Source organism: Xanthomonas floridensis, from assembly GCF_001642575.1.
In the GTDB taxonomy this organism is placed as follows: domain Bacteria; phylum Pseudomonadota; class Gammaproteobacteria; order Xanthomonadales; family Xanthomonadaceae; genus Xanthomonas; species Xanthomonas floridensis.
Genome location: NZ_LXNG01000045.1, coordinates 125,527 through 139,742, shown reverse-complemented (window position 1 = coordinate 139,742; position 14,216 = coordinate 125,527). Strand labels below are relative to the sequence as shown.

Here is a 14,216-nt window from a genome sequence, read left to right as displayed (position 1 = left end):
AAGAAATACACCACGCGCCCAAGGCAACCATCGCTGCGCGCACAGCGTCGGCGCTTGCAGGGTAACGCCTTGTCGAGGTCAACAGAACCATCCACGGGCCGCTATCGCAGTGCGCAGGCGATGACCGGTGCCACGTATCACCGCCACACCTCGCCATGACCCTGCAGGCGTGGCTCAACCGTCTGCATCAGGCATGAAGGAAGAATGCGTCCATGTGCGCGTCCGTGGCCGACGCCACCTGCGGCGCCTGGAACGTGCCGCGCTTGCCGGCCATCACCTGCACGAAGGCCTGCTTGAAGTGCGCCATCTCCTCGGGTGTGCCCACGGTGATGCGCGACCAGGTTGGCCACACCGGCCAGCTGCGTCCGATGAACACGCCGAAGCTGGTCATGGCATCCTTGAAGCCTGCCGCCGGTTGCTTCACATCGACCATGAAGCAATTGCTCTCCGATGCGGTGCAGGCGTAGCCCTGCGCGCGCAGGAACCCGATCACGTCCTCGCGCGTGGCGGTGGTGCGGGCGCGCCGTTGCGGCACCAATGCGGTGTCGCGCAAGCTGGCCAGCCCGGCAGCGGCTGCCGTTACCGGCAGGCTGTTGACGCTGTAGAACATCAGCTTGGCCAATAACTCTGGCCGTGCTGCGGCGTAGCCCAGGCGGATGCCGGCCATGCCGTAGAGCTTGGAGAAGGTGCGCAGCACCACCACGTCTTCGCCCGCCGCCACCATGTCCACCACGCTGCGGGTGCTCTGCGCAAAGTGGATGTAGGCCTCGTCCACCACCAGCACGCTGCCCTTGGGCTTGTGCGCCAGTGCGTAGTCCAGGTCCTTGCGCGCGGTCACCGAACCGGTGGGGTTGTTGGGATTGCAGATGTAGATGACGCCGGCATGCGCATCGGCACTGCACATGGCTTGCACGTCGTGCGAAAAATCCTTGCGCAGCGGCACCTTGATCAGCTTGGCGCCATTGCGCGTGGCCGCGCGCCAGCCCGACTCGTAGGTGGGATCGGCAGTCACCAGCGAGGCGCCAGGCGAGGTAAACGCCAGCATCGTGTAGTCCAGCGGCTCGGTGGAGCCGGCATACGCCATCAGGTGATCCAACGGCAACCTGAGTTCGGCTGCCAGCGTGGTCATCAGCTCCAGTTGCACGTCACGCAGATAGCGCCCACCTTGCGGAGCGATCTGCGTGATCGCCCGGATCGCCGCCGGGCATGGTCCGTCCGGATATTCGTTGGAGCCGATCATCACCGGCGACAACGCGCCGGCGGTTGGTGGCGCGATGGCGGCGGGACGTTCGGCGGCACTGGCAAGCAGCGGTAGGGCACCGGTTCCGGCAGCGCCAGCGAACAGGGCGGAATCACGCAGGAATCTGCGACGCGACACGGCGGTTTTCATGAGCTTCTCCGGCAAGGCAACGACACCAACTCAGGGACGTACGGCCACCACTTCGATCTCCACCCGATACAGCGGGTTGCCCAATGCAGCGATCTGGAACGCCGAGCGCGCCGGCAGGTTGGGCTGTTCCTTGGTGCCGAAGAACTGCCGGTAGCCTTCCATGAACCCGTTGAAATCCATCTTGCCGCCCATCGCCGGATCGCCGACCAGAAACACCTGCATCTTCACCACATCGCCCATGCCCAGTCCGAGCGATTTCAGCTGGTCCTGGATCTGCTTCAACACGCTGACCGTCTGCGCCTTGGTGTCGCCATAGGCCGCAGGTGAATCTTTCGGTGCGCTCGCATCCACCACCGCCGGCACCTTGCCGCTGACGTATACAGTGGCCTTGCCGGCAGGAATCTCCACCGCGGCGGCAATCGGAAAATCGCTATTGGGAATCTTGTGGCGGATGACATCGGCAGCGTGCGCGGCGGTCAGACTTGCGCACCACAATGCGGCAGCGGTGACGGCAAACAACGTGGAACGGGACATGGCAACTCCTTGGCTGGGAAAGGTCAGTGGCGCAGCAGTTTGACGTCGTCGACAGTAACGCGCTCGGCATGGTCGTTGCCGAAATGGGTGCGCACATAGCTCACCACTTCGGCCACCTGACGGTCTGTGAGCATGTCGCCAAATCCCGGCATGCCCGCATGGCCGTCGAGTACCATCATGGTGACGTAGGGCGCAGCTGCCAGCTTGGGATTGCCGGCCAGCGCCGGGTATTCGCCCGCACCCTGCGCACCGGTGCCGGCCGGCATGTGACAGCCCTGGCACACCGCGCGATAGACGTGCTCGCCGGACGCGGTGGCGAACCCTTTCTGCGGGTACAGCGCCGTGGCATCGGAACTCTGCGCGCGGGCACTGCGCATGCCGGGTGGAAGCAGCAACGTGCCGATGACGAGCACGACGGTGGCAACCAGCGTACGGGGCAACCAGCTCATGCGCGGACTCCTGCGGCAATGACGGTGCGATGCAGCCGGCCCACGACATCATGCGCGGACAGGATCGCGCCCTCCTGCCAGGCCGGGATATAGGACACATGCTCGCCGGCCAGTGCCAGACGGCCATCGATCTGGCACAGCGGTGCGTAATGCTCGGCGCGGGCCTGCTCGGTCCACATGCCGAAACAGCCATGGGTAAACGGTACGCGATGCCAACCGACCGCGATCCCGGTTTCGAATTCGCGCGGATACTGTGGATGCAGTTGCGTGCCGTATTCGACCGCCTTGCGCACGCGCTCCTGCGGGCTCATTGACGTGAACTGGTAGGCATCCAGCCCCCACACATAGGCGCCGAGCAGCACGCCCTTGCCAGGGCTGTGATAGCCGGTACTGGGATAGCTGATCAAGGTAATCGGCAGATCGGTGTAGCTGATGCCGCCGTAGATCGCCTCGTCCTCCTCCCAGAAGCGGCGCTTGAACTGCAGCCCCACCTTCACCGACGCCGCATACGGCACCTTGCCGATGGCGGTGGTCATCGCATCGCTGGCAGTGACCGGAATGCGGCTCAGCACCGACAGCGGAATCGTGCAGATGCACCAGTCCGCACTGGCGATGCGCTCTTCGCCGCCGCGTACCGCGTCCTGCCAGGACACCCGCACGCCGGTGCCATCCTGGTCGATCCTGGTGACCTTGGCGTTGTAGGTAATGGCATCGCCGAGCTGACGCGCAAACGCCTTGCCGATCTGGTCCATGCCACCGACTGGCTGAAACATGGTGGTCTGCATCTCGTAGTTGTTGCCGGCTGCCAGCGTGGTCCACAGCCGCGAGCGCAATACGTCCTGCACGCTGAAGGGCTGGGAGAATTCCGGCTTGCCCGACAACCCGCCGCCGGGATAGCGCGCAAAACCGCGCCGCTCGCTGCTGTCCTTGCCTTTGACGTAACCGAACTTTTGATCCAGCGCACCCCAGGTACGCAGCGATTCGAGCAGGATCTGCTGGTCCTCGTTGCTGACCAGCGTGTCCAGCGCGTGCTGTTGCGTGCACTTGGCCAGCAGCTCGGACACATGCCCCTTGCAGTCGGCATCGATGGCGCGAAAGCGCTGCGGCTTGCCATCGAAGCCGTTCTGGCTATGAAGCAACGCGTTGTAATTGACCTGGTTGAAGGCTTCCAGCGCCACGCCGAACTGCTTGCAGTAGCTCAACACCGCCCGGTGATGATGCGGAATGCGCCATGGCCCGGGATTGAGGTAATGGCCTTCGTCGAACTTGCAGTGCTGGGTGGCGCCGCCGAGCTCGGTGTAGCGATCGCCACCGCGCAAGGTCCAGTTACGCCCACCCGGACGGGCGTTGTATTCCAGCAGCTGCACGCGATACCCCGCCTTGCGCAATTCGAAGGCGGCCGTCATGCCTGCAAGGCCGGCGCCCAGCACCAGCACCGAGGCGCCCTTCGCATCGCCATCCAGTTGCAACGGCCCGGTGAAGGTTGACTCGGCGGCCATGCCCAGGCTGCTCATCGCCTGATACATCATGGCCCCGCCAGCGGTCATGCCGATGCGCGCCAGCAATTGCCGCCGCGTCATCGCCCCAGTGTGATTGCCTTGCATCAACGCACGTCCCCTGCAGGTAGTGGAACAAAAGCCAACTCGATGCCCCGGCCGCGCGCGGCGCCAAGGCGTATCCCGCCTGCGGTCACCGGCAACACCGCGCGCAGCGGAGCCATCAGAAGCGGTAGGAAAGGCTGGCGAACAGCTGGCGCGGTGCGATCAGCTGATACGAGCCGGAACTCTCGTTGGGAAACACCGCACCGATCGCATCGTCCTTGTCGAACAGGTTGTAGACCGACAGCTGCAGCCGCCCACCGGCAAGAAAGCCGGCATCGCCGCCTTGATAACCGACGCTGCCGTTGACGATGAAGGTGGCGTCCGCCTGGTCGGTATTGAGCGTGTCGCCGTAACGCTTGCCGGTGTATTTGGTGTCGAGGTTGGCGAAGAAGTGCTCGCCTTCCCAACCGCCGTTGACGCTGACCATCACCTTCGGCGCATCCGGCACGTCGTTGCCCTTCACCTGCACCAGGTTGCCGCTGACCGGCCCGAAATAATTGTCCTGGAATTCGGATTGATTCCAGGTCAGCGACGCACCCAGCCGCCAGCCCGGCGCCGGCTTCCACATGCCGGAGACTTCCGCACCGTAGGTCTGCACGTCGCCGACGTTGGCGTAGACGGTGGGGGCAACCACCAGCGGGTCCGGGTCGGTCAGCGCGATGATGCGATTTTCATAATCGATCTTGTAGGCGGCGATATAGCCGCTCCACTGGCTGGATTCGGCGCGGATGCCGATATCGATGTTGGTGGATTCTTCCGGCGCGATGTCCGGATTGAAGGCACCGGAGGTCAATGCCAGACGCGGCGCGGAACTGAAGTTTTCCGCGTAGTTGGCGAACACCTGCACGCCTTCGGCGAGCTGGAAGCTGGCGCCGACCTGCGGCTGGAACCAATCGCTGTTCTTGATGGTGACATCGCGGCGCACACCGACATTGAAGTCGTCCAGATTGGCGATGCCGTTGTAGTCGCGTTTGACGTCCAGCCCCTTGGCACCGAACTCCATGGTGAGCCGATCGCCCAGCAGGCGCAGCGTGTCCTTGATGTAGAGCTGCTTCACTTCGGTGGAGAAGTGGTTGTCGTAGTAAATGACGATCGGCAAGGCGTTCTTGAGCAAGGCGCCGGTGGCCGGGTCCAGGTTGTACAACGGACGCACCTGATCGAAGTCGTAGCTCTCGTACCACGCACCGACTTCGAGCTTGTTGTGCTCGGTCTCCCACGCCACTGCGGTGGTCAGGCCGTAGCGATCGCCGCCCATGATTTCTTCGCGCCGCGTCATCGCACCGACCCGGGTGACATTGCCGTTGGCATCGACGCTCTGCGGGTCGTTGATGGCGATGTCGGTGCGCCCCGGCGTGCCGGCAATCGCATCGTTGTACAACCCGGTGGCGGTGCTCGGGGGCGTGCCGCCGACGCCGTAGCCGTGCTTGTTTTCGTAGTAACCGGTGAAGGTGACGCCGATGGCGTCGTTGACCACGAAATCGCCATGCAGGCTCAACAGCGAATCGCGGCGGCCGTTCTGCCACTCGCTGTAATGCTCGGCATCCACTTCCGGATTGCCGGTGATGCGTTCGTGCAGATCCCACGACACCGAGCCGTCGGAGTTGTACGACTGCACGTCGTAGTCCTTGCGATTGTTGTAGATCCAGCCCAAGGTCAGGCTGCCGGCGTCCCAGGCCTGGCGGATCTTGGCTTCGAAGTGATCGCTTTTTTGCGTGGCCGGTGCCATGTCCCACACCCCGCCCTGCGTGCGCGATGCAGAGAGGTACGCACTCGGCCCGCCCGCCCACCACTGCGGCGTATCCAGACGGATAAAACTGCGCACCAGATCGTCCGAGCCGATGGTCTGGGTGAGATTGCCGCTCCAGGTATCACCGCCCTTGGGCGGAAGACTGGTGTAGCGGATCGCACCTCCCAGTGCGTGATAGGAAGGCTGGGTGACATCGCCCGAGCCGGCGGACACCGTCACATCGAGCAGGTTTTCGCTGGAGACGTAGCGGGTGATCGGCCCACCTTCGCGGGTGTCGAAGGTTTCGATCGGAATGCCGTCCAGGGTCACGCCGATCTGGTTGGCGGAAAACCCGCGGATGGTCATCGAATCACCGAACTCGTACAGCCCGAACGGGTCGGTGGTCTGCACATTCACGCCGGGCAGGCTGGCCAGCAGTTGTTGCGGTGCCACGCCAGGCACCTGCGCCTGGATCTCGTCCATCGAAATGGAGGCGGTGGTGCGGGTGGACCCGGTACCCACCACGCTGACCGCATCCAGGGTGCGCGCCTCCTGGGCAAACGCGGGCAGGCCTGGCGCGCCTGCCACCAGCAGGGTCATCGAGGCGAGCGTGTGGCGACGCGTTGTGGCGGTGAGAACGGCGGCCAGTGCGGCCGCCAACTGATCGGTATTCAAGCGCTTAGGCATGCAATCGACCCCTGGAGTGTGGTGCGTGCTGAGTGACCGGACCCGCTCCCCAAGACCGGCTGACACCGCGGATGCGGCACGGATCGACCATACCCAGCACCGTTCCGCAGCAGAGGCAGTGCGGAGGGTAGGCGCTGCGCAGGTGGGTAGGCTGCTACCGAATCGAACCCTATGAATGCGCAGCATCCGTGTGCTCTGCGCCCGCGTATTTCCGTGGCAAGGCATTGGCGACACAGGCATTGGCACTGCGCCGCATGGCCGTGAACCATTCGTGGCACAACGCGCCTACCCGCGTGCGGCACTTTGGACATAGCAGCTCTCGCACGCTTGCCATGCAGGGGCGAATCGACAACGCTGCAGCGCTACGTCCTGGGCCTGCGCATGCCGACCGCACCGATTTCCTTGCTACTGCTCGACTTCGATGGCGTGCTCGCGCGCTATTGGCGACCACGCCGTCTGGCCGCCCTGGCAACGGCAGCCGCCTGCAGCCCGCAGCGCGTGCAGGAGGTACTGTTCGAACAGGGACTGGAGCGCGCCTACGATGCCGGCGCAATCGACACGCCGGCGTACCTGAGCCAGCTCAGCGACGGTCTGGGCTACCCGATCGATCAGGCCACCTGGATCGCTGCACGCGTGGCCGCATGCCGTGCAGACCCTGCGGTGGTGGCGCAGGTACTGGCGGTATCAACGACGACCGCGGTGGCCGTGCTGACCAATAACGGCCCATTGATGGCCGAGGCGATTGCGCAGATCGTGCCGTCGCTGTTTCCGCTAGTGCAAGGGCGCGTGTTGTGCAGCGGCGCACTCGGCGGGCGCAAGCCGGACGTGCAGGTGTATCAGCGTGCGCTCGACGCGCTCGGGGTACACGCGGCTGGCACCCTGTTCATCGATGACCTGTTCGTCAATGTCCGCGGCGCCCGCGCCGCAGGATTGCATGCCGATACTGTGCGCGATGCGCGCGCATTGCGGCGGGTGTTGAAGCGGTATGGGTTGGGGTGAGATTGGGAATCGGGAATCGGATCAGCGTTCGCACACGTGCGAGGAACGTCAATGCTCTGCCGAGTGGCCCGAGGCACCTGACCTCTGCACGCGAATGCGCTGGCAGGCAACACGCCACCCGAGGGGACGAATGCCGCCACGCTGCAGTGAATCAGGCCGAGCACGCGGTCATCGATATCCTTCCGCCCGCGTACGCTCCTCCGCGCACACGGAAGAAAACACGCTCAATCCTGCACAAATAAGCAACCAGACCAGTCAGCAAAACCCAACTGCACCCACTCGCCCCTTTCCCGCCGGGAGAGGGGTTGGGGTGAGGGTACGGTGTTGCGACGCAGGGCCACGCCCCTGCCACCGCCTTCGCCAATCCACAACGCAAGCGTTCTCGCGTCCCCGCACGTCGACACCAATCAGCGCCCTGCCAGCCACCAACACGCAACCGACCAAGCAATCCGTTACCGCTGCGCGGCATAGTCGGCAATCGCCAGGCGCAAGCGCGCCAGCCCATCGGCCAGCTCGGCATCGGTCAGATTCAGCGCCGGCACGAAGCGCAGTACATCCGGCCCCGCCTGCAGCACCAGCAGCCCGTGCTTGGCCGCCAGGTCGAGGATCGCACCGGCCTGGCCGGCATGCGCCTGCGCCAGCACCGCGCCCAGCATCAGGCCGCGCCCGCGGATCTGTGCGAACAGGCCGAACTCGGCATTCAATGCCTCCAGCCCCGCGCGCAACGCAGCCGATTGACGCTCCACATTGGCCGCGATCTCCGGCGAGGCCAGCTTGCGCAACGCCACCCGCGCCACCGCCGCAGCCAGCGGATTGCCGCCGAAGGTGGTGCCGTGCGCGCCGAACTGCATGGTTTGCGCCACCTTGGGGCCAGCCAGCATCGCACCAATCGGAAAACCGCCGCCCAAGGCCTTGGCCAGGGTCACGATGTCCGGCGTCGCCTGCTCCTGCCAATGCGCGAACAAGGTGCCGGTGCGGCCCATACCGCACTGGATCTCGTCCAGCACCAGCAAGGCATCATGCTGGTCACACAGCGCGCGGGCGCGGGCCAGGAAGCCTGGCGCTGCCGGCATCACCCCGCCTTCGCCCTGGATCGGCTCCACCATCACCGCCGCCACATCGCCAGCGGCCATCGCCGCTTCCAGCGCCGCCACATCGTTGAAATCCACATAGCGAAATCCGCCCGGCAGCGGCTCGTAGCCTTCCTGGTATTTCGGCTGCGCGGTGGCGGTGACCGAAGCCAGCGTGCGGCCGTGGAAACTGCCGCGGAAGGTGACGATCACGCGCCGCTCCGGCGGGCGGCCCTGGTCGCTGGCCCACTTGCGCACCAGCTTGATCGCCGCTTCATTGGCTTCGGTGCCGGAATTGCACAGGAACACCTTCTCGGCGAAGCGCGAGGCGCCCACCAGTTCTTCGGCCAGCTTCAATGGCGGCGCGCTGTAGAAGATGTTGCTGGTATGCCACAGCTTGCCCGCCTGCTCAGTGAGCGCGGCAACCAGGTCCGGGTCGTTATGGCCCAGCCCGCTCACCGCGATGCCGGAGGACAGATCCAGATACTCGCGCCCCGCGTCATCCCATACGCGACTGCCCTGCCCGCGCTCCAGCACCACCTGGCGCGGGCGATACACCGGCAGGTAGTAGTGCGCAAGGGACAGGGGCGAATCGGCAGCGGTGCTCATGATGATCGTCGCAGAAGCGGAAGGGGAGCGGGCATTCTCGCGCATTCGCGCACCTGCGGCACAATGCACGCATGCGCCCTCTTTCCGATCCCCAGCTCACGCCCGCCACCGATCACGGCTGGCGCCGGCACTGGTTCGACATCATCTACCGGCACGACACACGCCCCTCGCGCAACTTCGACCTGATGCTGGTGGCGGCCATCCTGGCCAGCGTGGGAGTGATCATGATCGACAGCGTGCCGCGCATCCATGCGCGCTCGGCACACTGGCTGGTGCCGTTGGAATGGGCCTTTACGATCCTGTTCACGCTGGAATATGCCTTGCGCCTGGCGGTGGTGCGGCGGCCATTGCATTACGCGCTCAGCAGCTGGGGCGTGATCGACCTGCTGTCGATCCTGCCCAGCTATCTGTCGTTCTTCGTGCCCGGTGCGCAGACCCTGCTGGTGGTGCGGGTGCTGCGCATCCTGCGCCTGTTCCGCATCCTCAAGCTCACCCGCTACATCCAGGAAAGCGGGCAATTGGTGGACGCGCTGTGGCGCAGCCGCCGCAAGGTGCTGGTGTTCCTGTTCAGCGTGCTCACCATCACCGTGATCGCCGGTGCCACGATGTATGTGATCGAAGGCCCGCAGAATGGCTTCACCAGCATTCCGACCAGCATGTACTGGGCCATCGTCACCATGGCCACGGTGGGTTTCGGCGATCTGGTGCCGCAAACCACGCTGGGCCGCTTCGTCACCTCGGCGCTGATCCTGATCGGCTACAGCATCATCGCCGTGCCCACCGGCATCTATACCGCCGAACTGGCCACCACGCTGCGCGAAGGTGGCCATGCCGGCAAGCGCGACGTTCGCAATTGCGTTCGCTGCGGGTTGGAAGGCCACGCGCCGGATGCGCGCTATTGCCGGCAGTGCGCCGAGCCGCTGCCGGCGCTCGGCAATGGCTGATGCAAGGCTGCGCAGCCCAATGCGTGGCGCACCGTCGCCAGGCGCAGCCGCAGCCGCAGCGATACTCGCCACGTGCATGCCGGTGCTACAACGCCCTGCACGCAACGACGCCCTACCCGACCGCGGCGCGCACGCACGCACGCACGCGTCGCACTTAGAGCGGCTAACAACACGTAACGGGCGGTCGTCGGGCGTGTGCGGACGGCGCGGAGGAACCGGAGTGTACGCGTGGTACATGCCGATTCCGAGCACCGGCCGCGCCTGCCTGGCGGCTGCGCCGTAGTTTTGTTCGCTGCTCTTAGTCGAGAAACAGATCGGGCAACAAGCTGCGCGACGGATCGACCGCATAGCCGCGGAAGTCGGTGATGCCGGCCTGCGCCAGCACCTGCTCGTCGATCAGGAACTGCCCGTGGAAGCCGGCTGCGGTGCGGGTCAGCAGCGCATGCGCCGCATCGGCCACGATCTCCGGCCGGCGGCAGGCAGCGGCATCCACACCGGGCAGCATGTTGATCGCATCGGTGGCGATCACCGTGCGCGGCCATAGCGCATTGACCGCCACGCCTTGCGGGCCGAATTCGGCGGCCAGCCCCAGCGTCACCAGACTCATGCCCATCTTGGCCAGCGTGTAGCCGGTATGCGCGCCCCACCACGCCGGATTCAACGAGGGCGGCGGCGCCAGACTGAGGATGTGCGGATTGGGCGCCTGCAGCAGATGCGGCAGGCAGGCCTGCGCGCAGACGAAACTGCCGCGCGCATTGACCTGCTGCATCAGGTCGAAGCGCTTCATCGGCGTGTCCAGCGTGCCGCGCAACCAGATCGCGCTGGCGTTGTTGACCAGGATATCGATCCCGCCGAACGCATCGACCGTCGCCGCCACCGCCGCGCGCACCTGCGCTTCTTCGCGGATATCGCACTTGAGCGCCAGCGCCTGCCCGCCGGCCGCAGTCACCGCCGCAGCCGCGCTATGGATGGTGCCCGGCAATTTGGGATTGGCCACCGCCGACTTGGCCGCAATCGCCACGTTGGCCCCATCGCGTGCCGCCCGCAGCGCGATCGCCAATCCGATCCCGCGCGAGGCACCGGTGATGAAGAGGGTTTTGCCTTGTAAGGTCATGGGAATCGGGAATCGGGAATCGGGAATCGGGAATCGGGAATCGGAGGAGCTTAGCGCCTTGATCGCGCGACGTACCCTCAGGTCCGCGATGCTGCATTACCCATTCCCGATTCCCCACTCCCAATTCCCCGCCTTCAGGGCTTCGGCCCCTGCCCCTCGTTGTCTTCCCAGTGCAGCACGCGGCGGGTCACGAAGCGGTAGACCGGCTTGCCGGTGGCGAACCACAGCTCGCGCACCCAGGAGCGGCGCTTGAGTACGCGGCGTTCCACCGGGGTGATGGCGGCCGGGCAATACATGCGCTTGTGCTTGAGCAGGTGGCGCAGGTCTTCACGTGCAAGCAGACGCATCCAGCGCGCGCGGGGGTGGCCGCGCACCGCCAGCTGGAAATCGATCACCGCCGGGCTGCCATCGTCCTGCACCAGCCAGTTGGCTTCCTTGGCCAGATCGTTGTGCGCCACGCCGCGCCGATGCAGCTGCTGCAACAGCCGGCGCGCCTGCCGGAAATACGCCAGGTCGCCGCGCGGCGGGCGCTGGTACATCGCATCGCCGGCCAGGTAGCTGCGGTCCAGATGACGCCCGTCCCAATGCAACAGGCGCGGCGTCCGCGGCAGGCCGTCCAGCTGCCGCAGTGCCAGCGCTTCGCGCCGCGCCAGCCACCATGCCACACCGCGCAGCAGCCACGGTGCCACGCTCAGGTCGCGCCGCACGAACACGCGGCCGGCGTCGCGGATCAGCAGGATGCGCCCGAAGGTATCGGACTTCAGCGGCAGGTTGCCGGCGGGATCGTCGCTCATCGCCCATTGTAGACGGGCGGTCCGCATCGCCACATCGCCAATGCGGGCGCCGCCGTGCCGGGGGCATGCAAGGCCGGGGCGGTTGCAACCTGAGGTGAAGCAAACCGCCCGATGTGAGCGTGGCGCAAGTCAGTCGTCGCCATGCCCACCTATAATTCGGGAATGAACTCATGGATCGACGCCACGCTGGAGTGGATCGGACACCACCCCACCTTGGCTGGCGTGGTGATCTTTGCCATCGCATTCTGTGATGCGGTGATTGTGCTGGGGGCCATCGTGCCTGCCTTGCCACTGCTGTTCGCCATCGGCGTGCTGATCGGGCTCGGCCAGATCAACGGGCCGTATGCGGTGGTCTGCGCCACGCTGGGCGCCTTCGTCGGCGATGCGCTGAGCTTCTGGGTGGGCCACCGATGGGGCCACCAGTTGCACACCTACTGGCCGTTCCGGCGCTATCCGCAATTGCTGGAACGCGGCGAGCTGCTGTTCCGGCGCAATGCCTTCAAGAGCATTCTCATCGCCCGTTATGTGGGCGCGGTGCGGCCCTTCGTGCCGGCCATCGCCGGCATGTCGCACATGCCGTTCAAGCGCTATCTGATCGCCAGCGGGCTGGCCTGCATTTCCTGGGCACTGCTGTTCCTGGTGCCGGGCTGGGTGCTGGGCACCGCCTACGACGCGGTTGCCGCCGTGGCCGGGCGGCTGTTCGTGGTGGTGGCATTGCTGGCTGCGGTGATCGGGCTGGCCTGGGCCATGGTGCTGTATTCGTATCGCTGGTCCGCCGGCCACCTGGATGCACTGCTGGCGCGGTTGCTGGAGTGGTCGCATCGCCATCCGGTACTGGGCAACTGGTCGGTCAGCGTGTTCGACCCACGGCGCCGCGAATCGGTGCCGCTGGCGATGATGGCGCTGATGCTGTTGCTGCTCGGCTGGGGCTGGTTCGTGCTGCTGATGGTGGTGTTGGCACATGGCGAGCCGCTACGCGTGGACCTGGCCGTGCACGACCTGATGCTGGCGCTGCGCAACCCGCTGGCCGATTACCCGATGGTGGCGCTGGCCTCGCTGGGCGACTGGCAAGTGCTGCTGCCGGCAATCGCCGCGGCGATGGGCTACCTGGCCTGGCGCCGGCGCTGGATGGCGGTGACGCATTGGGTGATCGCACTGGCCTTCGGCCTTGCGTTGACACAGTTGCTGGGCGCGACCGTACAGGTCGTGCGCCCACCTGCGGCCAGCAGCGGGTTCGGGTTTCCGTCGGTGGCAGTCACCATGGCCACGATTGGTTTTGGCTTCTTTGCGCTGCTGATCGCACGCGAATTGCCCGGCCGGCGCCGGGTGTGGCCGTACCTGGTCAGTGGCGCCATCGTCTCGCTGATTGGCTTTGCGCGGCTGTATCTGGGCGCGCATTGGCTCAGCGACGTGGTCGGCGGCATGTTGTTCGGCATCTTCTGGCTGCTGGTGCTGGGCATTGCCTACCGCCGCCGCGCCACCCGGGCGTTCTGGGTCAAGCCGGTGTCATGGATCTTCTATGGTGTGTTCCTGGGCTGCGCGATCTTCTTTGCGCCACGCAACCTCGACACCAAGCTGGCCAAGTTCGAACCGCCACCGCCGTTGCTGATGGAGCTGCCCGCCAGCGAATGGTGGGCCAGCCAATGGCGACTGCTGCCGGCGCGCCGCAACGAATTCGACGACGACCAGCGCTGGCCGCTGGACGTACAGGTGGCCGGCCCGCTGGCACCACTGCAGCGCCAGCTCGAAGCGCGTGGCTGGCGGGCACAACCGCAGGCCGGCTGGGAGCAGGCACTGCATCTGCTGGATGTCAGCGGCCGCCCGGACGAAGTGCCGATCCTGCCGGCCACGCTGGACACCCAGGTCGAAGCCTTGCTGATGGTGCGTCACGCCGCTCCCGGCCATGTACATGTATTGCGTTTGTGGCCGGCAGCCGCGCGCTTGCAACCCGATGCGCAGCCACTGTGGGTAGGCAGCACGCAGACCCTGCGCTACAGCCGCCACTTCAGCCTCATCGGTCTGTGGTATCCGCTACGCGGTGTGGACCCTGCACTCAGCGCATTGCGCGACGCGCTCGGCCCGCTGCCGCACCGCGTGGAGCAACGTCGCCGCTCGCAGGTGCCGGTGATCCTGATCGACAGCACTTCGGGAAATGCGGTGCGGGGAGAGGTCGATGATACGCCGCAGACGGAAACCACTGCGTCTGATCCGGCTGCGCCAGGTCCGTTACAACAGCGCCGTTGATCGATCAGGCAATGGCGGCGATCTTTGGCGGCACACGCTGAAGAGCGGCTAACAA

11 protein-coding genes and 1 other RNA gene are annotated in these 14,216 nt (G+C 65.7%); 3 read left to right on the top strand and 9 right to left on the bottom strand.

What is annotated here, in order from left to right; all coding sequences use genetic code 11:
* Positions 1 to 187 precede the first annotated feature (187 nt).
* The 5 genes from A7D17_RS18670 to A7D17_RS18650 all read right to left on the bottom strand — a co-directional run bounded on the left by A7D17_RS18670 (position 188) and on the right by A7D17_RS18650 (position 6,375).
* On the bottom strand, positions 188 to 1,390 hold the full coding sequence (locus A7D17_RS18670; RefSeq protein WP_064510467.1) for a pyridoxal phosphate-dependent aminotransferase: 1,203 nt from the start codon (positions 1,388 to 1,390) through the stop codon (positions 188 to 190).
* 30 nt (positions 1,391 to 1,420) lie between these two features.
* Positions 1,421 to 1,924, bottom strand: a complete 504-nt coding sequence (locus A7D17_RS18665; RefSeq protein WP_064510466.1) for a RidA family protein — start codon at positions 1,922 to 1,924, stop codon at positions 1,421 to 1,423.
* 23 nt (positions 1,925 to 1,947) lie between these two features.
* The gene (locus A7D17_RS18660; RefSeq protein ID WP_064510465.1) at positions 1,948 to 2,373 is read right to left on the bottom strand and encodes a c-type cytochrome; all 426 of its coding nucleotides are present in this window, start codon (positions 2,371 to 2,373) and stop codon (positions 1,948 to 1,950) included.
* Positions 2,370 to 3,977: a flavin monoamine oxidase family protein gene (locus A7D17_RS18655; protein WP_064510464.1), complete on the bottom strand. Its 1,608-nt coding sequence runs from the start codon at positions 3,975 to 3,977 to the stop codon at positions 2,370 to 2,372. The genes A7D17_RS18660 and A7D17_RS18655 overlap by 4 nt, the downstream gene beginning before the upstream one ends.
* Before the next feature lie 115 nt (positions 3,978 to 4,092).
* A complete protein-coding gene (locus A7D17_RS18650) occupies positions 4,093 to 6,375 on the bottom strand; it encodes a TonB-dependent receptor (RefSeq protein WP_193395366.1) in 2,283 nt (760 codons plus the stop codon).
* Between the two features lie 393 nt (positions 6,376 to 6,768).
* On the opposite strand from A7D17_RS18650, the gene A7D17_RS18645 reads away from it, so the two are divergent.
* Positions 6,769 to 7,386, top strand: coding sequence for an HAD-IA family hydrolase (locus tag A7D17_RS18645; protein ID WP_064510462.1), 618 nt, complete (start codon positions 6,769 to 6,771; stop codon positions 7,384 to 7,386).
* Between the two features lie 452 nt (positions 7,387 to 7,838).
* On the opposite strand, the gene A7D17_RS18640 is transcribed toward A7D17_RS18645, so the two are convergent.
* Positions 7,839 to 9,065, bottom strand: coding sequence for an acetylornithine transaminase (locus A7D17_RS18640; protein WP_064510461.1), 1,227 nt, complete (start codon positions 9,063 to 9,065; stop codon positions 7,839 to 7,841).
* 71 nt (positions 9,066 to 9,136) lie between these two features.
* On the opposite strand from A7D17_RS18640, the gene A7D17_RS18635 reads away from it, so the two are divergent.
* Positions 9,137 to 10,009, top strand: coding sequence for an ion transporter (locus tag A7D17_RS18635; RefSeq protein ID WP_064510460.1), 873 nt, complete (start codon positions 9,137 to 9,139; stop codon positions 10,007 to 10,009).
* A 161-nt stretch (positions 10,010 to 10,170) separates the two neighbouring features.
* On the opposite strand, the gene A7D17_RS18630 is transcribed toward A7D17_RS18635, so the two are convergent.
* The 3 genes from A7D17_RS18630 to A7D17_RS18620 form a co-directional block, all read right to left on the bottom strand.
* A non-coding RNA gene (locus tag A7D17_RS18630) (sX9 sRNA) lies at positions 10,171 to 10,246 on the bottom strand.
* A 61-nt stretch (positions 10,247 to 10,307) separates the two neighbouring features.
* Complete coding sequence (locus A7D17_RS18625) at positions 10,308 to 11,123, bottom strand: SDR family oxidoreductase (RefSeq protein WP_064510459.1); 816 nt, start codon at positions 11,121 to 11,123, stop codon at positions 10,308 to 10,310.
* A 134-nt stretch (positions 11,124 to 11,257) separates the two neighbouring features.
* A complete protein-coding gene (locus A7D17_RS18620; protein ID WP_064510458.1) occupies positions 11,258 to 11,917 on the bottom strand; it encodes a serine/threonine-protein kinase in 660 nt (219 codons plus the stop codon).
* A 162-nt stretch (positions 11,918 to 12,079) separates the two neighbouring features.
* Here A7D17_RS18620 and A7D17_RS18615 point away from each other — a divergent pair, with 162 nt between their 5' ends.
* Positions 12,080 to 14,161 carry a bifunctional DedA family/phosphatase PAP2 family protein gene (locus tag A7D17_RS18615; protein WP_064510457.1) on the top strand — a complete coding sequence of 694 codons (2,082 nt, stop codon included), beginning with the start codon at positions 12,080 to 12,082 and terminating at the stop codon, positions 14,159 to 14,161.
* Positions 14,162 to 14,216 lie beyond the last annotated feature (55 nt).